The organism is Bacillus salipaludis (assembly GCF_004358205.1).
This window is the reverse complement of the sequence record NZ_SMYO01000006.1, coordinates 390,745-412,984: the sequence shown is the minus strand read 5'-3', so window position 1 is coordinate 412,984 and position 22,240 is coordinate 390,745. Positions and strand designations below refer to the sequence as shown.

Annotated in this window: 22 protein-coding genes, 1 pseudogene and 1 riboswitch; of the genes and pseudogenes, 7 read left to right on the top strand and 16 right to left on the bottom strand. The window is 40.0% G+C overall.

From position 1 onward, the window contains the following. Positions 1–136 precede the first annotated feature (136 nt). Positions 137–274 (top strand): hypothetical protein, encoded by a 138-nt coding sequence (locus E2K98_RS30990; protein WP_165976287.1) that lies wholly within the window; start codon positions 137–139, stop codon positions 272–274. A 27-nt stretch (positions 275–301) separates the two neighbouring features. On the opposite strand, the gene E2K98_RS15120 is transcribed toward E2K98_RS30990, so the two are convergent. Beyond that, positions 302–1,426: an NADH-dependent flavin oxidoreductase gene (locus tag E2K98_RS15120; RefSeq protein ID WP_133335460.1), complete on the bottom strand. Its 1,125-nt coding sequence runs from the start codon at positions 1,424–1,426 to the stop codon at positions 302–304. 185 nt (positions 1,427–1,611) lie between these two features. On the opposite strand from E2K98_RS15120, the gene E2K98_RS32055 reads away from it, so the two are divergent. From E2K98_RS32055 to E2K98_RS15115, 3 genes are all read left to right on the top strand, one after another. Next, complete coding sequence (locus tag E2K98_RS32055; protein WP_268884104.1) at positions 1,612–1,737, top strand: hypothetical protein; 126 nt, start codon at positions 1,612–1,614, stop codon at positions 1,735–1,737. Positions 1,738–1,776: 39 nt separating this feature from the next. Then, positions 1,777–1,917 (top strand): hypothetical protein, encoded by a 141-nt coding sequence (locus E2K98_RS30985; protein WP_165976286.1) that lies wholly within the window; start codon positions 1,777–1,779, stop codon positions 1,915–1,917. 121 nt (positions 1,918–2,038) lie between these two features. Beyond that, complete coding sequence (locus E2K98_RS15115) at positions 2,039–2,296, top strand: HPr family phosphocarrier protein (protein ID WP_133335459.1); 258 nt, start codon at positions 2,039–2,041, stop codon at positions 2,294–2,296. A gap of 59 nt (positions 2,297–2,355) precedes the next feature. Here E2K98_RS15115 and E2K98_RS30980 read toward each other — a convergent pair whose 3' ends face one another. The 15 genes and pseudogenes from E2K98_RS30980 to E2K98_RS15040 form a co-directional block, all read right to left on the bottom strand. Next, the gene (locus E2K98_RS30980) at positions 2,356–2,514 is read right to left on the bottom strand and encodes a hypothetical protein (RefSeq protein ID WP_165976285.1); all 159 of its coding nucleotides are present in this window, start codon (positions 2,512–2,514) and stop codon (positions 2,356–2,358) included. A gap of 68 nt (positions 2,515–2,582) precedes the next feature. After that, positions 2,583–3,863, bottom strand: coding sequence for a Zn-dependent hydrolase (locus E2K98_RS15110; protein ID WP_133335457.1), 1,281 nt, complete (start codon positions 3,861–3,863; stop codon positions 2,583–2,585). An 18-nt stretch (positions 3,864–3,881) separates the two neighbouring features. After that, positions 3,882–5,063: pseudogene (locus E2K98_RS15105) on the bottom strand (MFS transporter). Positions 5,064–5,178: 115 nt separating this feature from the next. Then, positions 5,179–6,384: a M20 metallopeptidase family protein gene (locus tag E2K98_RS15095; RefSeq protein ID WP_133335451.1), complete on the bottom strand. Its 1,206-nt coding sequence runs from the start codon at positions 6,382–6,384 to the stop codon at positions 5,179–5,181. Between the two features lie 12 nt (positions 6,385–6,396). After that, the gene (locus tag E2K98_RS15090) at positions 6,397–7,119 is read right to left on the bottom strand and encodes an amino acid ABC transporter ATP-binding protein (protein ID WP_133335449.1); all 723 of its coding nucleotides are present in this window, start codon (positions 7,117–7,119) and stop codon (positions 6,397–6,399) included. Continuing rightward, on the bottom strand, positions 7,116–7,778 hold the full coding sequence (locus E2K98_RS15085; protein ID WP_133335447.1) for an amino acid ABC transporter permease: 663 nt from the start codon (positions 7,776–7,778) through the stop codon (positions 7,116–7,118). Before E2K98_RS15085 ends, E2K98_RS15090 begins: the two co-directional genes overlap by 4 nt. 63 nt (positions 7,779–7,841) lie before the next feature. Beyond that, positions 7,842–8,672, bottom strand: a complete 831-nt coding sequence (locus E2K98_RS15080; RefSeq protein WP_165976283.1) for a basic amino acid ABC transporter substrate-binding protein — start codon at positions 8,670–8,672, stop codon at positions 7,842–7,844. 965 nt (positions 8,673–9,637) lie between these two features. Continuing rightward, positions 9,638–9,832, bottom strand: a complete 195-nt coding sequence (locus E2K98_RS15075) for a hypothetical protein (RefSeq protein ID WP_133335443.1) — start codon at positions 9,830–9,832, stop codon at positions 9,638–9,640. Then, positions 9,810–11,579, bottom strand: coding sequence for a phosphomethylpyrimidine synthase ThiC (thiC, locus tag E2K98_RS15070; protein WP_133335441.1), 1,770 nt, complete (start codon positions 11,577–11,579; stop codon positions 9,810–9,812). Before thiC ends, E2K98_RS15075 begins: the two co-directional genes overlap by 23 nt. A gap of 141 nt (positions 11,580–11,720) precedes the next feature. Then, a riboswitch (TPP riboswitch) is annotated at positions 11,721–11,834 on the bottom strand. A 123-nt stretch (positions 11,835–11,957) separates the two neighbouring features. Continuing rightward, positions 11,958–12,302: a hypothetical protein gene (locus E2K98_RS15065; protein WP_133335439.1), complete on the bottom strand. Its 345-nt coding sequence runs from the start codon at positions 12,300–12,302 to the stop codon at positions 11,958–11,960. A 144-nt stretch (positions 12,303–12,446) separates the two neighbouring features. Beyond that, the gene (locus tag E2K98_RS15060; protein WP_133335437.1) at positions 12,447–14,639 is read right to left on the bottom strand and encodes a transglycosylase domain-containing protein; all 2,193 of its coding nucleotides are present in this window, start codon (positions 14,637–14,639) and stop codon (positions 12,447–12,449) included. Between the two features lie 64 nt (positions 14,640–14,703). After that, positions 14,704–14,904 carry a hypothetical protein gene (locus tag E2K98_RS15055; RefSeq protein WP_026572960.1) on the bottom strand — a complete coding sequence of 67 codons (201 nt, stop codon included), beginning with the start codon at positions 14,902–14,904 and terminating at the stop codon, positions 14,704–14,706. A gap of 812 nt (positions 14,905–15,716) precedes the next feature. Then, positions 15,717–16,097, bottom strand: coding sequence for a hypothetical protein (locus tag E2K98_RS15050; protein ID WP_133335435.1), 381 nt, complete (start codon positions 16,095–16,097; stop codon positions 15,717–15,719). Between the two features lie 71 nt (positions 16,098–16,168). Beyond that, the gene (locus E2K98_RS15045) at positions 16,169–16,888 is read right to left on the bottom strand and encodes a TerC family protein (RefSeq protein ID WP_133335433.1); all 720 of its coding nucleotides are present in this window, start codon (positions 16,886–16,888) and stop codon (positions 16,169–16,171) included. Positions 16,889–17,004: 116 nt separating this feature from the next. Continuing rightward, the gene (locus E2K98_RS15040; protein WP_133335431.1) at positions 17,005–17,415 is read right to left on the bottom strand and encodes a hypothetical protein; all 411 of its coding nucleotides are present in this window, start codon (positions 17,413–17,415) and stop codon (positions 17,005–17,007) included. A 158-nt stretch (positions 17,416–17,573) separates the two neighbouring features. Between E2K98_RS15040 and E2K98_RS15035 the strand changes: the two genes are divergently transcribed. The 3 genes from E2K98_RS15035 to E2K98_RS15025 all read left to right on the top strand — a co-directional run bounded on the left by E2K98_RS15035 (position 17,574) and on the right by E2K98_RS15025 (position 21,642). Further along, positions 17,574–18,047 carry a hypothetical protein gene (locus tag E2K98_RS15035; RefSeq protein ID WP_133335429.1) on the top strand — a complete coding sequence of 158 codons (474 nt, stop codon included), beginning with the start codon at positions 17,574–17,576 and terminating at the stop codon, positions 18,045–18,047. A gap of 252 nt (positions 18,048–18,299) precedes the next feature. Continuing rightward, complete coding sequence (locus E2K98_RS15030; RefSeq protein ID WP_133335427.1) at positions 18,300–19,310, top strand: 2-oxoacid:acceptor oxidoreductase family protein; 1,011 nt, start codon at positions 18,300–18,302, stop codon at positions 19,308–19,310. A gap of 19 nt (positions 19,311–19,329) precedes the next feature. Next, positions 19,330–21,642: a thiamine pyrophosphate-dependent enzyme gene (locus E2K98_RS15025; protein WP_133335425.1), complete on the top strand. Its 2,313-nt coding sequence runs from the start codon at positions 19,330–19,332 to the stop codon at positions 21,640–21,642. The last annotated feature ends 598 nt before the right edge of the window (positions 21,643–22,240 follow it).

Here is a 22,240-nt window from a genome sequence, read left to right as displayed (position 1 = left end):
AAAAATCTATCCTATTCACAAAAATCATTTACAATACGCATTCTTTTTCCTTAGTTTTTTATCAGTTTTTAAACAGGGTAATTTTTCAAAATTTGGATACATTACAAAAGGGATAACAATAGTTGGAGGTTATAGGATGAAAAAAGAAAATCCAAACACAGAAAATGAATCAATCACCAATCAAGCTGTGGATTTAACTCAATATGTTGAAACCTTAAAGGAGAAAAATACAATAGAAGATTATTCTCGTGGATGGGAAGATGACCGTCTATAAAAGACGGTCCATCTCTTTTTGAAAAAATTATTCGACACCAGGGAACCAGCCCGGACTATTAACAATCGCCTGCCATAGCGGATCCGGAACCATAAGCTCCTGCTGCTTATCTTTATCAATTTTTGTGATAATTTCTGACTCTTTTCCTTCTTTGACTTTTTGCACCCAGTCGGGATCCATGATCATTTCTCGTCCTAATGCAATGAGTGGTATTCCGGTTTGAAAAGCTTTTAACACATCATCTGCAGTAAAGAGCGAGCCGACGCCAATAACAGGAACACGATCGCCTACCTTCTCCTTGATAATTTCAATCCGCGGGCGGGTATCATCAATACCGCGTCTTGGAGTGGACCAGAAATCATTTAGAGAAACATGAAGATAGTCTAGGCCTTTATCAGCAAGGGCATCGATTAATACCAACGTATCCGCCATTGTAATTCCCGGAGTTGTTGCCTCTTCAGGTGAAAACCGATAGCCGATAATAAAGGAACCGTTCGCATATTCAGCAACTGTTTTCTTAACTTCCTCCACAATCGCTAATGGAAAAGCAAGTCTTTTTTCGATACTGCCACCCCACTGGTCCTCCCGGCGATTGGAGTGTGGTGAAAAAAATTGCTGGATGATATAGCCGTTTGCTCCGTGAATCTCCACCCCATCAAACCCTGCTTCAATCCCCCTGCGCGTTGCCTCACCAAAGTCGCGGATAATTGATTCTACTTCCTGATCGGATAGTTCCCTTGGAACTGGTTTTCCTTCACCCTCGGTTGGAACCGCACTGGCACTGACAACATCGCCATTGGGAATAAGCGCTGAAGGCACTTCCCTGCCGCCGTGGAAAATTTGCAGAATCGCTTTTGCGCCCTGCTCTTTAATCCCGGTTGCTACCTGTTTTAAACTCGGGATGAAATCATCCTGGTCTGCTCCAAATTCACCATTGAATCCTTTTCCATTTTCAGTTACATAAGTACAAGCCGTTACCACCATGCCTACACCGGCCGAACGGCGTGAATAGTATTTCACCTCCGCCTCGGTTACAGTCCCATCTGGATTCGATGAGAAATTTGTCATCGGTGCCATTACGATGCGGTTCTTAACTTGAACACCATTTGGAAATGTAAATGGCTCAAATAATGGTTCATATTTTGAATTCATCTTGGAAATCCTCCTAAAAAGATGCGATAGCGTTTTAAAAAATGAACACGGTTAGTGTTCCGATTTTTCATTATGTGCATTCCTTTTTCGATTAAGGTTTCTAAAATTATAGTTGCATGAAATGTTTGCTTATTTCTTACACTAAGATTGATGAGTAGAACCTAAGTGAATGGGAGGTAAAATCGATGAGTGAAAAAGGCACAAGCTATCCAAATGTAAGTCTGGGTGGAAAACGATCTGTACCAAAAGGAAAACAAGACCCAGGCAAGATTCGTTATGAATTAAAAGAGAAAAATGGCAGGGAAAAATAGATTTAATATTTCGGGATTCCGATGAAAGGGGCAGGTACGATGGACCAACAGGATTTAAAATATGAGACGGCAGATCTGGATGCTTCAATGGTTGAAAAAATAAAATCTTTCGAACACGAATTAAATCAAAATGCTCATGACGATATTGTCGTGATTGCCTACCAGAAAAAGCAAACTTAACGTGTTAAAAATCTCAAAACCCAAAATGGTTTTGGGATTTTTCTTTGTAATCGGTGCATTTTTTAGAGTGGGGATTCATACATAAAACAGAGAGTTTTAAGAAAATTGGGGAGGTACTTACATGATTCAACAATCGGTAAAATTGCAAACAAAAGTAGGTCTGTATCCGCCATATATTACCCGATTGGTCCAAGAGGCTTCTCGTTATGATTCCGACATTTTTATTACTCATAATGGACGAAGAGTGAATTTGAAATCTATGATGGGAGTTTTGTCCTTAGCTGTTTCAAAGGATGCAGAATTAACCTTTGAAGCAAGCGGGAATGATGAGGAAGAAGCGGTGAATCAAATCATACGTACGGTGGAATCGTTTCAATAAAAACGATTATTAATAAAAAATACCCTACTCCCATAAAAGGAATAGGGTTTTGATTATTCTTACAATCCGCCACAGGATGAGTCTGTACGATTTGATTCCTTTGATGCTTCCTCTTTTGATACAGATTCTAATCCATACCCTGTCGAACTGATGACCAGTTCCTCTTCATTCCCTCTATTATTTGAGATTAAATCCTGGTTTGGTTGATTTTTTTCCAAATGTGCCACCTCCTGCTGCAAAAACTTCAGCTTATTTTTTGCAGCAGAGGTCTTGAATATTCAACATACTAAAGAAGCTTCATGGTTGTGTGGTAAAGAACCTCACAGCCTAGCGCAACATCTTCAAACGAACTCCATTCATCCGGATGATGGCTGATTCCTCCCCTGCTTCGCACAAAAATCATACCAATTTCAGTAATGCCTCCCATGACCATAGCGTCATGCGCAGCTCCGCTTGGTAACTCACAAATCGGATAATCCAGCTCAATAAATGCTTCTTTAATAGCCTCAACCACCAACGGTGAACTCATAACGGATGCAATAAATTGAAACGGCCTTATTTCACAGTCCACACCTCGATCTGCAGAGATTTCTCGTAATGCCTCATTAATTTTTTTAACAGTTAGCTCGCGACGTTCATCGGAGATATCTCGGACATCTAATGTAAAATCAACCCGACCAGGAATCACGTTTCCGCTTCCGGGTTTGACCGCTACCTTTCCAACGGTTGCCACACTTCCACCGCTATCACGTGCAATTTTTTCAATAGCAAGCAAACATTCACCCACTGCCGTTAACGCATCTTTTCGTTCCAACATTCCGATTGTCCCAGCATAACCAGCCTCTCCTGTAATGGTAACCTCGGCCCAGTGCCCGCCTGATATGCCGCTCACCACCCCGACAGCTAAATCGCGACTTTCTAAAACTTTTCCTTGTTCAATATGTACTTCAATATAGGCTTTTATTTCAGCTTTTCTGACACAAGCCTTTCCCAACTCTTCAGGATTAATTCGGCTAAAATAGCCGCCTTCCATACTAGCACGTTTCATCGCTTCTAAATAAGAAAATCCCTCCTGATCAAGGGCTGTCGCTAAATCCTTTTGCAATTGATCAGAACTGATCGCACCCGACAAGGCGGTGCTTCCGACAAAAGCATAATCAAAACGGGCTCCTTCTTCATCCGTAAACGAGACAACTTTCACTGTTCGCTCCGGTTGAATTCCCTTCTCCTTTATGGACCTGAGCACTTCAACCCCCATTAACACACCCATTGCGCCATCGAAGCGCCCGCCTGAATGCACCGTATCAATATGCGAACCAATAAGAATCGCAGGCAAATTAGGATTCTTTCCGTGAATTTGCCCAAAAATATTACCAGCCTCATCCATATAAGGATCTAAGTCTGCATCTTTTAAAAGTTGAAGTAAAAATTTCCGTGCCTTTATATCTTCTGAATCAAAGGAAGTGCGGGTTACTCCCCCATCTTTTCCCTTACCAATTTTTCCAAGCGTCATTAAATCATTCCAAAGACGGTCAGCTTGAATCATTAGTCCCGTTCCTTCACTCATCAACTTCCATTCCTTTCCTTACTTCTGTAAAATCTCACTAACAGGCCTTAACTTTTTGCCCGAATAGGCAGTGAATCCCAATAATCCAACAAATCCAGCAAAAGCCAGATAACTCAACAGTTTATATAACATTTGACCATTAAAAACATCAAGAATCATCCCTCCGCCTAAAGAACCGATGATCGCTGACAGTCCAAAAAACACGGAAATAAAGAATAATTGCCCAGTAGCTCTAAATTCGTTCGGGAATAAGTTTGAAACATATTGAAACGAGCACAAATAAAATATCCCAAAGGTGATCCCGTGCAAAGCCTGAAGCAAGATGATTTGCGAAGGAGTTTCTGCAAGAGAAAATAAAAGCCACCTTACCCCATATAATCCCGATGCAATAACCATATAAGTCATTTCATTAAAAAAACGCAGCCATAAAGGACTAAGTAAATAAACAATCGCTTCAAATGCAACTGCTACAAACCAGGATAACCCGATTAAGGATTCATTACCCCCAAGCTCCTTAATGTAGATTCCTGAAAAAATATCATTCGTTCGATGCGGAATCGTAACAAACATAATGATGAGTAAGAAAAATAAGAAATTTGGGCGGAGAATATTTCGGATCGCTCCCTTAAGATTTATGGGTGCAGATGGTGTATTAATATCCATGACCTTCCAGCAAAAAACAAAAGCGATAATAGTAAAAGCAAGATAAGGGTAGAGTAAATGCTCAAGTCCAATTCGAGTAAGAATTTGGCCCCCTAGGTATGAGGTAACCGCATAGCCCAAAGAACCCCACATGCGAATCCTTCCAAAAGAAGAGCCAACGATTTGAGAGGTATGCAATGCTAAGCTGTCACCGAATGCTCCGATCGGACTGAGAAACGAATAAAAGATGGCACATAAGAATAGAAGCATTAAAAAGGAGTTAACTTGAAACAAGATAATGCTGCAAGAGATCACCCCTACTAGACAAAGCAGCAGAATCTTTTTAATTGTTTAATATCGGTCGCTGATGTAGCCCCAAAAAGGCTGCGATAATAATGAAGAAAACGGCCCAACAGCCATTAGCCAACCTATTTGAGTCCCGGTAAGCTGCTCTTCTTGAAAATAGACTGGTAGAAAAGTTGAGATCACCGTCGAAGAAGAGTGAAAGAAAAATAGAAAAATACTTAAGTACAAAAAGGCCCGTTTATGTCCAAACACATTCATCGCTCCCGCCAAAGAAGTTACATCGTATTTAACCTAATACAACTGGAATATAAATACAAGAGGATTATAAAAATTCTGCCTGCTACAACATACTAGCAGGCAGGCAATATTATATAGAAGAATTTTCTAATAAAAGCAAGACAGATTGGACCATCAAATGAACACCGATTTTAATAGCTTCCTCATCTACCATAAATTTCGGATGGTGCCAGCTATATTGAATCCCTTTTTCTTCGTTACCGGATCCGAGCCAAACGTAGCAGCCGGGAACTTCTTTTTGGTAAAAAGAAAAATCCTCTCCACCCATGGTAGGCTCAGCAATAACCGTATTCTTACTTCCGACCACAGACACTGCGGCAGTCCGAACAATTTCAGCAACGCTTGCATCATTATAAACAGCAGGAAGTAAAAATTGATAATCAATTTCTACCTCACCACCTAGGGCAGCTACTGTATTCGTAACCGTCTTGGTAAAGACATCATAGATTTTCTTCCTGACATCTACATTGGATGTCCTAACCGTTCCTTTAAGAATGGCCTTATCTGGGATGACATTGTTCGTCGAGCCTGCTTGGAATGAGCCAATCGTGACCACCGCCGATTCTTTTGCAGAAATTGTGCGGCTGACAATGGTTTGCAGCTGGCTGACGACCGCACTGCCGATGACGATTGGATCAATTGTTTTTTCCGGAAGTGCCGCATGCCCGCCTTTTCCTTTAATAGTGATTGTAAAATCATCCACACTGGCCATCAAAAAGCCTTCTTTAACCCCGATTTTTCCTACTGGAAGTTCGGGAACATTGTGAAGACCGATGATTGATTTTACTTCATTTAATAACCCTTGGTGAATCATTGACTCGGCGCCGCCCTCCGACTCCTCAGCCGGCTGGAAAAGAATTCGGACATTGCCTGGGAGTAAATCACTGATTTCTTGTAAAATAATCCCTGCACCAAGGGCAATCGTCGTGTGAACATCATGGCCACACATATGACTGATCCCATCAATTTTCGAACGAAACGGTACGTCGGCCTCTTCAAAAATCGGCAGGGCATCAATGTCAGCACGGATAGCAACGGTTGGTCCTAAGGTTTTACCAATAATCTCTGCTGCAGTCCCGGTTTGAAGGCTAAGTGGAATTTGTTGAATCTTGAATTCGTTTAACCAGTCATTGATTTGTTTAGTTGTGTTAAATTCTCGGTTACTAAGTTCCGGATACATGTGAAGCTGTCTTCTCATTTCCACTAATCTAGGAAACAATTGATCTACTTTTTCATTAATCTTTGAGGTTAAATCCAAACTTGAAGCTTGTTTCATGATGATCTCTCCCTACTTGATATGCCCTAAAAACTCTTTCGTTCGTTCATGCTGCGGATGGCCAAATAACTCATCAGGAGTATTTTGTTCAATCATATAGCCGCCGTCCATGAAGATGACTCGGTCTGCTACTTCTTTTGCAAATCCCATTTCATGTGTGACAACGACCATGGTCATCCCATCTTTTGCCAGTTGTTTCATTACAGCCAGTACTTCTCCAACTAGCTCCGGGTCAAGAGCCGAAGTTGGTTCATCGAAAAGCATCACGGTCGGCTCCATAGCTAACGCCCGGGCAATCGCTACCCGCTGCTTTTGCCCACCGGATAAACGATTCGGATATTCATCGGCTTTTGCTTCTAATCCTACTTTCTTCAAAAGCTCCATCCCTTTTTTCTTGGCTTCCGCTTTTGACATTTTTTTCAGGAGAACCGGAGCTTCGATAATATTTTCCATCACGGTCCTGTGGGGAAAAAGGTTAAATTGCTGAAAGACCATACCTATTTCCTGACGCAGTTTATTTAAAGTTGATTCTTTATTTTCTACCATTTTACCCTTTACCGTAATACTGCCACTATTGATGGTCTCTAAATGGTTCATACAACGAAGAAAGGTACTTTTACCAGATCCGCTCGGTCCAATGATTACGACGACCTCACCCTGTGAAACGTCCAAATCAACTCCTTTTAAAACTTCCAAATCTCCAAAGGATTTTACAACCTTCTTGCAGGAAATCATTCATATGCACCTACCTTTTTCTCTACTTTTCCAACGATATATGTCATGATCGTGGTAAGTAATAAATAGATTAACCCGACTAAGATAAAAATTTCCATATACCGGTACGTACTGCTGATAATTTGTTGACCTGTTCGAAGTAAATCATATAAAGCGATTGTTGAAACCAAGGACGATTCCTTGATAAGTGCGATAAATTCATTCCCCAATGGCGGTAGCATCCGGCGAAAAGCTTGAGGAATAACGACCCGTCTCATCGCTTGTCCGTAACTTAAGCCTAGTGACCGCGCTGCTTCCATTTGGCCTTTATCGATGGACTGAATGGCCCCCCGAGAAATTTCGGCAATATAAGCTGCCGCATTTAATGACAAGGCAATGCAGGCCGAAACGAATGGCGGCATCGTGAGTGCTGGGATCACAGACGGAATGGCAAAATGAATCATAAATAATTGCAATAAAAGCGGTGTTCCGCGAATCACCCAAATATAAAATCTGCTAATCTGTGAAAATAATTTCACTTTTGAAACACGTCCAAGACCAAATAATAATCCAATTAAACTTCCGGCAACTACTCCTATCGCCGCGATTTCGATGGTCACTAACGCCCCTTGTAATAAATAGGGGAGGTAGGTAAGTGAGAATAACAAAAATTCCTTCATGTTTACGACTCCTTTTTAAAAAGAAGACGGATAAATCTACAAACCGATTTATCCGCTCTTCCCCTATTCTTTTGAAAGATCTTTTCCAAACCATTTTTGGCTGATTTTCGCATAAGTGCCATTATCTTTCACAGTTTGCACAGCTTTTGTTAATGCCTCTTCAAGTTTGTCATCACCTTTTCGAACGGCAATTCCAATTGGTAACTTTTGGAATGAGCTTCCTACCACATCAAAAGCTTCAGGTTTTGTTGCTTTATAATAACGACCGACCGCTTCAGCAACGATTACTCCCTGAAGTCGCCCTAGACCTAAGTCATTAAATACATCGGTATAAGCATTATAAGTCTTTAACTCTTTAACTCCCTTAATCTGTTTTGCTGCCGTTTCGCTCGTTGAACCAATTTGAACACCGACAACTTTTCCAGAAAGGTCTTCCTTGGATTGAATGCTTAATGGGTTTCCGGCTTTAACGGCAACAACTTGTCCTAGTTTCAGGTACTCTACAAAATCAACCTTTTGCTTTCGTTCATCAGTAATATTCATAGAAGTCATAATGACGTCATATTGTTTCGCATCTAATCCAGGTAAAATGCCGTCCCATGCGGTTGGTTTAAATTCAGCTTTCACGCCGAGCTCCTTCGTAATGGCTTTTGCTAGGTCTACGTCAAAACCTACTAATTCATTTTTATCATTTCGATATTCCATTGGCGGGAATGTATCATCCATAGCAATGGTGATCACACCTTGTTTTTTAATGGAATCCAGTGTATTTCCACTTTCAGCCTTTTGTATTTTTTCTTTTGTTTTTGCATCCGGCAGATTTGGCTGTGCGCCACAAGCAGTTGCCATTATAGCAACGGCCATGATGATAAATATCTGGATGACCTTCTTCATGATGTATTCCTCCATTATTCTCTTTATCAATTTAGCAAACTAAAGTGTTTTTATGTATTTCATTGTAATTTTATACACAGAAAAACGCAATACGTTTCATCAAAGTTCGATAGTTTTGATAGTTTTGAATTATCATTCTATTAAAATGGCCTTTTTTATAAAAAACAGCCGCCTAACCAGGCGGCTGTAAAAACCATTATGATAGAAAGTTTTTGATGAAGGACGTTCTATTACTCTTTTGGAAAGTTTTGGTCTTCATCGGGCTAATGAAGACTATTTCCATCACTCTTCTACCAAGATTTGTCCTTCATCGGGCTTGTGAAGACCATTTCTATCACTCTTCTGCTAAGATTTGCCCTTCATTGGGCTTATGAAGACCATTTCTATAGCTCTTTTACCAAGATATGTCCTTCATCGGGCTTATGAAGACCATTTCTATAGCTATTCTGCCAAGATATGTCCTTCATCGGGCTTGTGAAGACCATTCCTATCACTCTTCTACCAAGATTTGTCCTTCATCGGGCTTATGAAGACCATTTCTATCACTCTTCTACCAAGATTTGTCCTTCATCGGGCTTGTGAAGACCATTCCTATCACTCTTCTACCAAGATTTGTCCTTCATCGGGCTTGTGAAGACCATTTCTATCACTCTTCTACCAAGATTTGTCCTTCAGCGGACTTATGAAGACCATTTCCATCACTCTTCTGCCAAGATTTGTCCATCATCGGGCTTGTGAAGACCATTTCTATCACACTTCTGCTAAGATTTGACCATCATCGGGCTATTGAAGACCATTTCCATCACTCTTCTGCCAAGATTTGTCCTTCATTGGGCTTATGAAGACCATTTCTATAGCTCTTTTACCAAGATTTGTCCTTCATCGGGCCTATGAAACCTATTTCCAAGAGTCTTCCCTCAAGTTTTGGCCTTCATCAACGTTAAGGTTAAATAAGGAAAATGACATTAATAATACGTACTTTCCGTAAAACTGCATTTCCGGCATTTCCTCATGAAGGCCGTTTCTAAAAAGACATGCTTACAGTGAAGCTGAATCGTTTGGATCCTTTTCGTCAGGTGTTGAATCTGTTCCTCTAAAGCAACTACATTCTCCATTAAATTCCTAATCTCATTCGAATTATCGATAGATTTTTGAGCCATCATGGACAAACTCCTCTGCTTTTTGCTTCATCCCTTCTTCAATGGAGGTTCCTTCAAACTCGTTATCCTCATTTGCCATGCCGCGGATATCATGAGAAATTCTCATCGAACAGAACTTTGGTCCACACATCGAACAGAAATGAGCCGTTTTTGCCCCCTCAGCTGGCAATGTTTCATCATGATATTCCCTTGCCCGCTCAGGATCCAAAGATAAATTAAATTGATCCTCCCAACGAAATTCGAACCTAGCTTTCGATAAGGCATTATCACGATCTTGTGCTCCCGGATGGCCCTTCGCTAAATCGGCAGCATGTGCAGCAATTTTATACGTAATAACCCCTTCACGCACATCCTCCTTATTTGGTAAGCCGAGATGTTCTTTTGGAGTAACGTAGCAAAGCATCGCCGTCCCAAACCAGCCAATCATAGCCGCACCAATTGCAGATGTAATATGATCATATCCAGGTGCAATATCTGTGGTTAACGGACCCAATGTATAAAAAGGAGCTTCCTTACAAATTTCTAATTGCTTATCCATATTCTCTTTAATCTTGTGCATTGGCACATGCCCTGGACCTTCTATCATTACTTGGACATCATGCTTCCAGGCTATTTCTGTTAATTCTCCAAGTGTTTCAAGCTCGGCAAATTGAGCTTCATCATTTGCATCCGCGATACTACCTGGACGTAGTCCATCTCCGAGTGAAACAGAAATATCATATTTCTTTAGGATTTCGCAAATTTCTTCAAAATGCGTATACAGGAAACTTTCCTGATGGTGAGCTAAGCACCATTGGGCCATAATGGAACCGCCTCGAGATACGATCCCTGTTGTCCGTTTCGCAGTCATTGGAACATAGCGCAATAACACACCGGCATGAATTGTAAAATAATCTACACCTTGCTCCGCTTGTTCGATTAACGTATCCCGGTACACCTCCCACGTTAAATTCTCAGCAATCCCATTTACTTTTTCTAATGCTTGATAAATAGGTACCGTACCAATTGGAACAGGTGAATTACGGATAATCCACTCTCTTGTTGTATGTATATTTTTTCCGGTTGATAAATCCATGATGGTATCGGCTCCCCAGCGTGTGGCCCATGTCATTTTTTCAACCTCCTGCTCAATGGAGGAAGTGACGGCCGAATTTCCGATATTGGCATTGATTTTTACATGAAAATTTCGACCAATAATCATCGGTTCACTTTCAGGATGGTTGATGTTAGCAGGAATAATTGCTCGGCCTTGGGCTACCTCATCTCGAACAAATTCCGGATCTAAGTTTTCGCGAATCGCAATAAATTCCATCTCGGGAGTTATCAAACCTTTTTTGGCATAGTGCATTTGTGTAACATTTTTTCCAGACTTTGCTCTTAAAGGTGTCTTATTTAAATTTGGGAACCATTCAAGGTTGGCGCGTTCATCCCCATCAAGGTAGCCGTTATCCTTAGGTTTGATCTCTCTACCTTCATATGCCTCCACATCATTTCTTTCGAGAATCCACTTTCGACGTAAAGCGGGCAACCCTTTGCGAATATCGATATCATAATTCGCATCTGTATAGGGACCGCTTGTATCATAAACTCGAAGAGGGGCATTTTCTTCTTCACCAAAAGTAGTGACAGTTCGGTTTAGGCTAATTTCCCTCATTGGAACCTGGATATCCGGCCTGGATCCCCTTTGATAAACTTTCTTACTTCCTGTAAATTGTGATTTTAATTCAATGTTCATTTCCGTTTGCATGCAACTTCCTCCTTTAATATTTTCCAAATCTGGAAGATACAGCATCGTTCATTACGGAGAATGAATGACAATAAAAAAAGGTTCTGTTTACACAGAACCTGATTAAATCGTCAAAAAGTAGCGGCGCGTTTGTATGAATGGACGCCTTCATAACTACTTCCCTACGCTGGTATCATCCAGATCAGGTTCGAAGGGTCAAAGAATTTAACGCATTCTTCTCTCAGTCCGAGCTATCGGACCCCCCTAGTAGAGCATTGGAAACAATATACAATATGAAACTTACCTATAAAAAATAACATAGGTTTTTAGATTATAAAAGCGTTTTTCTCTATTTTTTATTGAAATAAGAAAATAGACCTAGATTTTTTCTGGTTTTCGTCAAGTTGGTTGTTCTTCTTTCGTTTCACTTGTTTGATTTCCTTGATTGTTGGCATGCTGATTGTTTCGATTTTCTTGATTGTCTGCTTGCAAATCGTTTTGGTTTTCTTGATTGTCTGTTTGCTGATCGTTTTGGTTTTCTTGATTACTCTGCTTACTTTGATTTTGCTTATTATCTTGCTGTTGGTCTTGGTTATTTTGATTACTTTCCTGACTACCATTTTGTTTATTATTTTTTAAATAGGAATAGAGGATGAAAAGTCCCAGTGCTGCAGGTAAGGAAATTAGGAACAAGATAAACCACATCGTATTAATAAAATGTTGATAAATCCACCAATCTTGCAAAGAAAACACCTCATACCGTCAATTTGACCGTTAGTATATAGAGTTAACTTTGAAGATTTGGTTTATTCACCTTTTTTCATTATATTCCAGTTTTAGTAATAAAAAAGACTGCTGAAATTGAATTTCAGACAGTCATTAAAGAACTTAATGGTTTTTATTTTTTCCATTTCCTTTTTGCTTTTTCTCTTGGTTTTTTTGATGTCCAGGAGGTTTTTCCTGTTGTTTTTCTTCAGCTTTCTGTTGCTTTTCATCAGCTTTCTGTTGCTTTTCCACTATCTTTTGGATTTTTTTCGGCTGAACTACCGGCTTAGGTGGCGGTGGTACCTCGGCTGCACCGCGAATATAAAGATCATTTCCCATTTGATATACATCAGCCGGCTGCTGGAAGGTGGAGTTGCCCTTATCAAATTCTTGCATCATTTTACTAAACATGATTTGCGCGATATGGGTGGTATCTCCAGGCAAATAGTTACCGGAGCCATTCTTTACATACCCCGTCCAAACCGACATCGTATATTGCGGAGTATAACCTGTAAACCAACTATCCTTCGCAACATTATTAAGTGGATAACCATAACGGTAGCTTGTCTGAGCATCAAAATTAGTTGTCCCTGTTTTACCGGCTACATCCAGCCAAGGAACATTGGCAGCCTTCCCTGTCCCAGAATGTACAACATCTCGAAGCATATCCGTAATCATATAGGCAGTATAATCATGCATAACCTGTTTTGGTTTTGGTTTAAAACTGACAACCTTACCATTTGGGAACACCACTTTTGTCACAAAATGCGGCTGATTATATACCCCTTGATTAGCGAACGCACTGTAGGCACCCGCCATTTCTAATGGACTAACCGTATTTCCGCCGATTGCATAAGACTCATAAATTTGATCGTGATCAAAGGTAATTCCCAATTTTTCAGCAAAGTTTTTTGCCCGGTCCATACCGACCTCGCGGAGCGTGAGTAGGGCAGGTATATTATAAGACCATTCCAATGCTGTCCGCATTGAAAGCATCCCATGGTAGCGACGATCCCAGTTTTGAATCTGTTGGCCGGTGGAATAAGTTGTCGGTTGGTCATTTAACATATGATGTGTCGACCAATTCAAATATTCAATGGCAGGACCATAATCTAATATTGGCTTAAAAGTAGAGCCTGGTTGGCGGACAAGATCAATTGCAAAATTGTTGCCGCGGAATCCGGCTTTATAATCTTTCCGACCGCTGCCAATTGCTCTAACCTCACCTGTCTTTGAATCTAAAAATACAAAAGCTCCTTGGAATCGATCATTCGGATAGTTGACTATCTCATTGCTGTCCATCAATTTATCTGCATATTTCTGCGCTTTTTGGTCGAGGGTCATATAAATGGATAAACCATCCGTACCGATATCAATACCCTTAAGCTTTCCTTCCACTTCTTTTACAGCTGCATCAATAAATGCTTCATAAGGCATCCCTTCATTTTTTTTCTTCACCAATCCCTTGGTTACGGGAACCTTCATCGCATCCTGCATCTGTTGCTTTGAAATATAACCCTGTTTGTGCATAGAAGCTAGAACCAGATTTCGACGGTTCGTCGCTGCCTTTTTGTTTATTGATTTTGTCGGGTCATAATTATTTGGGCTTTGCGGAAGACCGGCAATCATTGCAGCTTCCGGAAGCGTTAATTTATTTAATTTATTTGCGTCGATTCCATAATAATTTTTTGCTGCCGCAGCAACTCCGTAGGAACGGTTGCCAAGGTAAATATTATTAAAATACATCATCAAAATCTCATGCTTGGAATATTTTTGCTCCAATTTATAGGCCAGGTACCATTCCTGAACCTTTCGTTTTATTGTTTTTTCTGGGGTTAAAAATGACCTTTTGATGACTTGCTGTGTAATCGTACTTCCACCTTGGGAACCAAAGTCTCCTGTTACATTTAAGAAAATTGCCTTCGCGGTCCGTTTGATGTCGATTCCATGATGTTCATAAAAATGCGAATCCTCTGTGGCGATAAAGGCATGTTCAAGCTGTTTTGGAACTTGATTATAGGTGATTTTCGTTCGCTTTTCCTTCCCGTATTCATAAAGAAACTTCCCGTTTTGATCATAAAATTTCGTTGAAAGCGGGTCGACAAGTTTAGATGCATCCAATGAAGGAACATCCTTAACCATAGCAGCAAACGTAATGACACCTGCTCCAATGGACAGGACACCTAGTACGATACAAATCAATAAAATTTTCTTCCATAGAGAACCTTTTTTCGGTGATTTTTTCTTTTTTTGTTCTCTTTGTTTTTCTCTTTCCGCTTGTTTTCGTTCCTCACGGTAGCGATAGGTTTCTGACATTCTTTCTCTCTCCCGTTGCTAAAAGTTGCACAATGTTGTTACTAAGTGAACATTGTATCACGCTTTATAAAACTCGTATATATCGAATGGAGGAAGAATTGATCCGGTAATCCCCTTGTTCACAATTTGCCACAATGTAAGAATGCTGGAGAACCTTATCTAACACTTCTTGTTTGATCTCTTCCTTTTTAACCTCTTGATCTTTTAAAATTTTTACGCGTTTAATATCATGATCCAATGTATAACAAACAATATATTCCTTCAATGTAAATCTCCCTTTCAAAAACTCCTAAAAACATTTTCATTATTTTTACAAATACAATCTCATTATCTACCAAAATAGGGTTATCGTACAATCATATTCATTCGACAGAGCCCCGTTGATTTAGGGGGGTATAAATTAATTTTTTCAGGCCTAACTAGATTAGAACTTATTTTGATGATTATTGTACCAAGAGGTGTCATATTTTGCCATAAAAAAGATTCTTCTTTTTTGCTGTTTAATAAGAGAAAACAAATAAACGCTCAAAGAATGCACTTTGAACGTTGGGTTTTTTGCCCACTCTCTTTTCGAGTAAGGGATTTCAATTTTAGGTGTCTTGTCGATTAAAGCTTTTTATTTTCTCAAACAAATACTGGACTCCATATAATAAATAGGCTTTATAGTGTAGGTCGATAAAAAATTGCCATAAACCATTACACCCCAACCTACCATATATTTACTGTTGGTAAGATATCCCAATATTGATAAAAAAAACGCCCAAATGAGCGATCTGATTCTAACTGTTTTTTCCTTATTTATTCTGTTTATAGATAAAATCAATCCTGTTCATGGTTCTGTAACCTAAAATACCCAAGACTATTGTGTAAATAGTTGTTAATATTAAACCAAGTATAGCTATCCAAAATAATGATGTTAACTTTGTTTTTTTATTTAACAAAATAATAACCTCCATTAATTTATGGTTATTATTCTGCACAAATAAACGAGATTTATTCTAAAATAGGATTATCCCAAATAGAACTTCTGGAAATTAAAATCTTGAACTCCAATCTGATCGAACTTCCTTCAAGGTGTTATTCTGTTGGCGCACCGCAATCTCCCTTTAACACAGCGGTACATAATGAGCCGAATTCAAATTCGAGGCCGCCGCATTCCACATAGACATCTCCGATTGCGGGAACGGCAGCACCAGTTCTGGAGAATTTAATTGTTCCGATACTGCCTGGAGCGATGCCCGGATCGAAAGGAAACAAATGCTCATCTACTGTTAAGTAAAAAATCATACAGTTTGAATCTAGAAAGTTTGTAATCGTATAAGTAATCGTCGTTAATCCCCCGCCAGTCATACTTTCTGTCGTCAGTTGAAAATGCATCCTGCATTTTGCTCCTCCCGTTACGCTTGTTACGATATCAATAACTTCCGTATGATAAAATCCATTTGCCAAAAAAACCACCGACTTTCTCCATATATATTAATAAATGAAAAATGAAGGTTCGGGCAACGGCGAAACAACCAGGAGGGGCCCTACAAAATTATTTTTTTTCTAAAGAAATGAACAATAAAGGTCCCCAAAAATAAGGAAACTAACGTGCTGAAAAAGACGATATGGTCAAGATGGAATCCAAATACAGAGGCAATCATTTTTACGCCGATAATCGCAATTAAGATAAAAGCAGTTGTTTCAAGCTCCGGTACTTTTTCAATCAAGGTAAGGAAAACTTGGGCCACACCGCGCATCATTAAGATTCCTAACACTCCACCTAAAAAGAGTACCCACACTTGATTGGATACACCAAAAGCAGCAATAATACTGTCAAAACTAAAAGCAATGTCCATGAGTTCCACGGTTAAAACGGTCCTCCAAAATCCCATTTTTTTAGCATGGACTTCGCCTTCCTCCTCTTTTTTGTTGATAAAGTTTTGAAATACAATCCATAACAGATAATGGCCGCAGATAATTTTAATCCAGGCGATATTGATTAGAGTTACCCCTAATCCAATTGCGAATATACGGAAAAAATAGGCTCCAAAAATCCCATAGAATAAGGCTTTTTTTCTTTGATCCTTCGGCAGGTGCTTGACCATAACTGCCAAAACAACAGCATTATCGGCGGATAATAATCCCTCAAGAAGGACAAGGGTGCCAATAACACCCCAGCTAGCGGGATCTGAGATAATTTTTGCAACAGCCTCTAAGGACAAAAATGGGCTAAAATGATGGATTAATTCTTGTAAAAATTCCATAAGGATTCTTTCCCCTTTAAATTCAGTTTTAATTAATCTATAGGTCGTCCTCCTTTAATATGTATGTCTGGACTTTTTATTAATGAACTTTTAATCCTATCATCGTTTATTCTTTTCTAAAAAATAACCATGCCGATTACCATTGGTATTACCATAAGCAAGCCTGCTGTCAAGGATGGGAACGGTAATTTAGCTGAAAAAATGGCACATAGCTCCCCTAAAAAACCTCCAATGATAAAGGGAATAGCAGAAGTTATTTTATTCGCCCCTTCCTTTGCATAAAACCAGGCATCCCAAACAACATAAACGTAAAATCCTGGATAAAATAACAATCCATCATATACGACCGTCTCGAGTGCTTTTTGGTGAAAGCCATTAAAATCAAGCTGGATCGCACTATTAATTTTCCCTACCATGTTATCAAAATGTTCAAACACAACAAAAAGCACACCTTTAATCATTTGCCGATTATAGAACTGACCAAATCCCGGCATAATGATCGAAAACAATGCTGCAATAATCCTCATGGCAATTTCCTTTTTTTGTATATTTTAATTATTTTTTCTATTTATCTTCCTTTTTATTCCAATCTCTACAATATTTGAAATGCAATATTTTATACTACATAAACCTGCCTAAAATAGGAAAAATAAATATATTAAGATACCCTAAAGGATGTTTTAGCATGAAAAATACAAAATTTTTAATTCTGCTAATGTTTATACTACCCTGGCTTTCACTCCCACTTATTGGTGGGAAAACAGTTAAAAGATTTCTACCAGGTGCACTATTTATGTGTGTTTATCTAATGTTTGAAGGTATGTTAGCTGAGAAACGAAAATGGTGGTGGTTTCCATATAAAATTAAACCGAATGTATTAGGTGAAATGCCATTAATCTTTGGTCCATTTTTAGTTGGTTCCCTTTGGGTCCTAAAATTCACCTTCGGAAAGTTTAACTTATACCTTTTAGTCAATATTATCGTCGATGCTATCTTTACCTATTTGGGGCTAGATTTATTTAAAAAAATTGGTTACGTCACCCTTGTTCGTTTAAGTAAATTTCAATTATCATTGCTCTTTTTAGTAAAATCATTTTTCATGTATGGTTTTCAATTACTATATGAAAAACTGTTTCGAAAATCTTTATACTATAGATAAAAAATGAAGGAATACTCCTTCACTTTTTTGTCATATTGTTATACAACAGTAAAAACACTGTGCTATATCAACCTTTAATTCTTATTTTTTTATAAACCCTTATAACCTCAACATAAACGCACCGAAATACACATATAAATGATTTATAAACAGAAGCTGTTGTATTTATTTTTTTATCCTGTTACAATAAAGATGTTTAATTTATTGATAATTCATAATATTAATACTACTGTTAGGATTGGAGGAATCTATTTGTCAAAATTACCAAAAGTGAATGAATTAGGTTTTTTTGAAATCCGACTGGAATCGATCGGCGGATTAGGTGCAAATCTTGCGGGAAAATTACTTTCCGAGGATGGAGTCGTTGGAAACGGACTAAATGGGATCGGTTTTTCATCCTACGGCTCTGAGAAAAAAGGATCCCCTGTAAAAGCACATATCCGATTTTGCGATCCTGAAACCACCATTCGAGATACAACACCGATTGAACGCCCCCACGTGGTCGGCATTTTCCATGATGCCCTTTTTAAAACCATCAACTGTACAAATGGAATCTATCCTGACAGTACTATTTTAGTAAATTCTTTAAAATCTCCCGATGAACTTAAACAACAAATGAAAATACAGGGCGGAACGATTGCCATTGTTGATGCAACCGGAATCGCCTTAGATGAAAAGACCAAAGCCAATACTGCAATGCTTGGGGCGCTTTACCGTATTTTAGACTTCCTAGACCCTGAGTCCATGAAACAAACCATTCGGCGCACCTTTGAGAAAAAATACCCCCACCTTGTTGAACCCAACCTCCGTACATTTGACCGTGGCTATCAAGAAGTTAAATTCAAAACGTATACTTTAGAAAATAGCACGGAACTAAAACCGTTTGAACGAGCGGAACCACTGCTTGGCTATGAAACTCAGGCAATTGGCGGCACCATTACCAATCCAGGAAACAGCATTTTAAAAGATTTAAGTATTTCGCGAGCGGGTATGCTCCCGCATTTTCACGAAGGAAAATGTATTAATTGTGCAGCCTGTGACACTGCATGTCCGGACTTTTGCTTTGTCTGGGAGGAAAAAGAAGACAAACGGGGCCGGCCGCAAATGTTCCTGAAAGGGATTGACTATCAATATTGCAAAGGCTGCTTAAAATGCGTGACAGCTTGCCCAGTTGATGCTTTATCAGGAGAAAGAGAATACAATGACGGCTACGCCGACAAGAATCGTGTCCCTCATTTATTCGATTTAGTGAACCAAAATTAAAGGAAAGGGCGGTATATAAATGTCGATCGATTTAAACCAAGAAAAATTACAGGTTCCAAAGGGTTCCGCGGAACAAACCGTTGTTTTTGAATCCGGCAATGAAATGGCGGCCTATGCAGCCCACCAAATTAATTATCATGTGATGGGATATTATCCAATCTCTCCTTCCACCGAGGTGGCCCAGTTCCTCGATAGCATGAAAGCCAAAGGCGAACACGATATTGTTTTAATTCCGGCTGATGGCGAGCACGGCTCCGCCGGTATCTGCTACGGGGCTTCGACTGGAGGCGGACGAGTTTTTAACGCAACCAGTGCAAACGGATTTCTCTACATGCTAGAGCAACTTCCGGTGCAGTCCGGTACACGTTTTCCTATGGTTTTAAATTTGGTCAACCGTTCCGTTTCCGGACCTTTGAACATCCACGGCGATCATTCTGATTTATACTTCGCCTTAAATACCGGCTGGCCGATTTTGATGGCCCGTGACCCGCAAATTGTCTATGATATGAATATTATGGCTATTAAATTAGCAGAAGATCCAGAAGTACGGCTTCCAGTCATTGTTTCATTTGACGGTTATTTTACTTCTCACCAAAAACGGCGGGTACTAGTAGTGAAAGATCGAAAAGATGTACAACAGTTTATTGGTGAACCGCCAAGGGACTTCCCTCATGCTTTGGACCGGGAAAACCCAGTGACCATCGGGCCTTATATGAATGAACCGGACTATATGAATAATTGCTTTCAGCAATCTGAAGCAATGTATAAAGCGGAGCAGGTTTTCGAAAGGATTTCAAAAAAGTATGCAGAATTAACAGGACGCGAATATCCTGTTCTTGATTTATATCGGATGGATGATGCAGAGATTGCAGTGTTTATGTTAAATTCTGCGGCTGAAGTTTGTAAGGATGTAGCCGACAGGCTCCGTTTAAAAGGGATTAAAGCCGGAGTCATCTCTCCTAATATGATTCGTCCCTTCCCGCAACAAAAATTAGTAGAAGCCTTGAAAAATGTAAAAGCGCTTACAGTTGGCGATCGTGCAGACTCCTATGGTGCCCACGGCGGAAACATGGCACTCGAAGTAAGGGCAGCTTTACAAACCTTTGGGAACAGTCATACGAAAGTAGTTAATAGAGTATATGGCCTAGGGGGCAAAGATTTTTATGCCGATGATGCGGAGCATTTTTTCCAAATAGCTTTGGATGCCGATGAAAAAGGTGTGGTCGATCAGGCGTTTGACTATTTTGGGCATAATCCCGGCAGACCTGAATATGCACCAAAACGTGTTTTAAACCCGATGAAAAAAGATGACTTAAACACTGGTTTAATCACGGTAACCCCAGATGGAAAAACCGGTGAATTAAAGGTGAAAATCCCCCCGTTACGAAGCTTAACGAAAAAGCCAAAACGGCTCGCCTCCGGGCACGGTGCTTGCCCTGGATGTGGGATTTTCTCTGGCCTTGAATTGTTTTTTAAAGGAATTGAAGGAGATATTGTTGCCCTATTTCATACTGGATGTGCCATGGTGGTGACAACCGGGTTCCCTTACAGTGCCCATAAAGCGACCTATATTCACAACCTCTTTCAAAATGGTTCTGCTACTCTTTCCGGTCTTGTCGAAATGTTCCATGAACGAAAACGCCGGGGCGAGCTGGATGATCTCGGCTTGAGCGATGATTTCACCTTTGTGATGGTGACGGGTGATGGCGGTATGGATATTGGCATGGGTCCGGCGATCGGTACGGCCTTGCGCAACCATAAAATGATTATCCTTGAATATGATAACGAGGGTTACATGAACACGGGCAGCCAGATGTCCTATTCGACGCCGATGGGTCATATGACGAGTACTTCAAGTGTCGGCAGCTTTCAAAATGGCAAGCCGTTTCATCATAAGGATACGGCACAAATTATGGCCGCTACCCATATTCCGTATGTTTTTACCGGAACGGAAGCGTTTGATCGGGATCTATTGAAAAAAGCTGCCAAAGCCCAGTGGTATGCGCAGAATGAGGGTTTGGTGTACGGCAAGATTTTGATTACGTGCCCATTGAACTGGAAATCGAAGGATGAATTAGGCCAGACGATTGTGGAAGCGGCGGTTAATTCTTGTTTCTTCCCTCTTTATGAAGTCGAACGCGGCATTACGACGATTACGTATGACCCTGAGAGTAAGAAGAAGCGGGTTGCGGTGTCTGAATGGCTGCAGATGATGGGAAAAACGAAGCATTTGCTTAGGGAAGAAAGTAAAGAGATGCTGCAGATGTTTGATGATGAAGTGGAGCGCCGCTGGATGAGGCTGAAGGCGAAGCACGAGAGTCCGTTTTTATAAATTGGGTTAAGCTATGCACACGAGATTTATGGTCTCGTGTGCATTTTTTATATGGAGCTAGAGATTTTTGAAGTGTTATTGCAGAAATTTAGATATACTGAAGCGTTTAAGTGACCTTTTAATTGAAAAAGCAGGTTCTGCGGGCATTGACAATCGCTCTTAGTGACCGCGCGAATGAAAATTTAAGCTTTGCGGGCACTGACAAGCCCTCATAGTGCCCGTTCGTTTGAAAATATAAGCTTGACGGGCACTGACAAGCCCTCATAGTGCCTATTCGTTTGAAAATGTAAGCTTGACGGGCACTGACAAGCCCTCATAGTGCCCGTTCGTTTAAAAATATAAGCTTTGCGGGCATTGATAAGCCCTCATAGAGCCCGGCCCGTTCGTTTGAAAATATAAGCTTGACGGGCATTGATAAGCCCTCATAGTGCCCGTTCGTTTGAAAATATAAGCTTGACGGGCATTGACAAGGTCTCTTAGTTCCCGTTCCTATAAAATATCATGCTCATAGGGCACTGACATAAATATTCAAAAGAGAAAAAACTTTCCTTCCCCACCAACTTATCGTCCTGACAATTCCAATAAATTTGTTACCGTT

Bases quoted from the DNA above. Each gene is read 5' to 3' on its own strand.
- E2K98_RS15085 (WP_133335447.1), bottom strand. From the start codon at position 7,778: ATGAAGGAATTTTTGTTATTCTCACTTACCTACCTCCCCTATTTATTA.
- E2K98_RS15040 (WP_133335431.1), bottom strand. From the start codon at position 17,415: ATGAGGATTATTGCAGCATTGTTTTCGATCATTATGCCGGGATTTGGT.
- E2K98_RS15120 (WP_133335460.1), bottom strand. From the start codon at position 1,426: ATGAATTCAAAATATGAACCATTATTTGAGCCATTTACATTTCCAAAT.
- E2K98_RS15025 (WP_133335425.1), top strand. From the start codon at position 19,330: ATGTCGATCGATTTAAACCAAGAAAAATTACAGGTTCCAAAGGGTTCC.
- E2K98_RS15095 (WP_133335451.1), bottom strand. From the start codon at position 6,384: ATGAAACAAGCTTCAAGTTTGGATTTAACCTCAAAGATTAATGAAAAA.
- E2K98_RS15075 (WP_133335443.1), bottom strand. From the start codon at position 9,832: ATGGCTCAAAAATCTATCGATAATTCGAATGAGATTAGGAATTTAATG.
- E2K98_RS15045 (WP_133335433.1), bottom strand. From the start codon at position 16,888: ATGGAATTTTTACAAGAATTAATCCATCATTTTAGCCCATTTTTGTCC.
- E2K98_RS15035 (WP_133335429.1), top strand. From the start codon at position 17,574: ATGAAAAATACAAAATTTTTAATTCTGCTAATGTTTATACTACCCTGG.
- E2K98_RS15060 (WP_133335437.1), bottom strand. From the start codon at position 14,639: ATGTCAGAAACCTATCGCTACCGTGAGGAACGAAAACAAGCGGAAAGA.
- E2K98_RS32055 (WP_268884104.1), top strand. From the start codon at position 1,612: ATGAGTGAAAAAGGCACAAGCTATCCAAATGTAAGTCTGGGTGGAAAA.
- E2K98_RS30990 (WP_165976287.1), top strand. From the start codon at position 137: ATGAAAAAAGAAAATCCAAACACAGAAAATGAATCAATCACCAATCAA.
- E2K98_RS15110 (WP_133335457.1), bottom strand. From the start codon at position 3,863: ATGAGTGAAGGAACGGGACTAATGATTCAAGCTGACCGTCTTTGGAAT.
- E2K98_RS30985 (WP_165976286.1), top strand. From the start codon at position 1,777: ATGGACCAACAGGATTTAAAATATGAGACGGCAGATCTGGATGCTTCA.
- thiC (WP_133335441.1), bottom strand. From the start codon at position 11,579: ATGCAAACGGAAATGAACATTGAATTAAAATCACAATTTACAGGAAGT.
- E2K98_RS15080 (WP_165976283.1), bottom strand. From the start codon at position 8,672: ATGAAGAAGGTCATCCAGATATTTATCATCATGGCCGTTGCTATAATG.
- E2K98_RS15090 (WP_133335449.1), bottom strand. From the start codon at position 7,119: ATGATTTCCTGCAAGAAGGTTGTAAAATCCTTTGGAGATTTGGAAGTT.
- E2K98_RS15115 (WP_133335459.1), top strand. From the start codon at position 2,039: ATGATTCAACAATCGGTAAAATTGCAAACAAAAGTAGGTCTGTATCCG.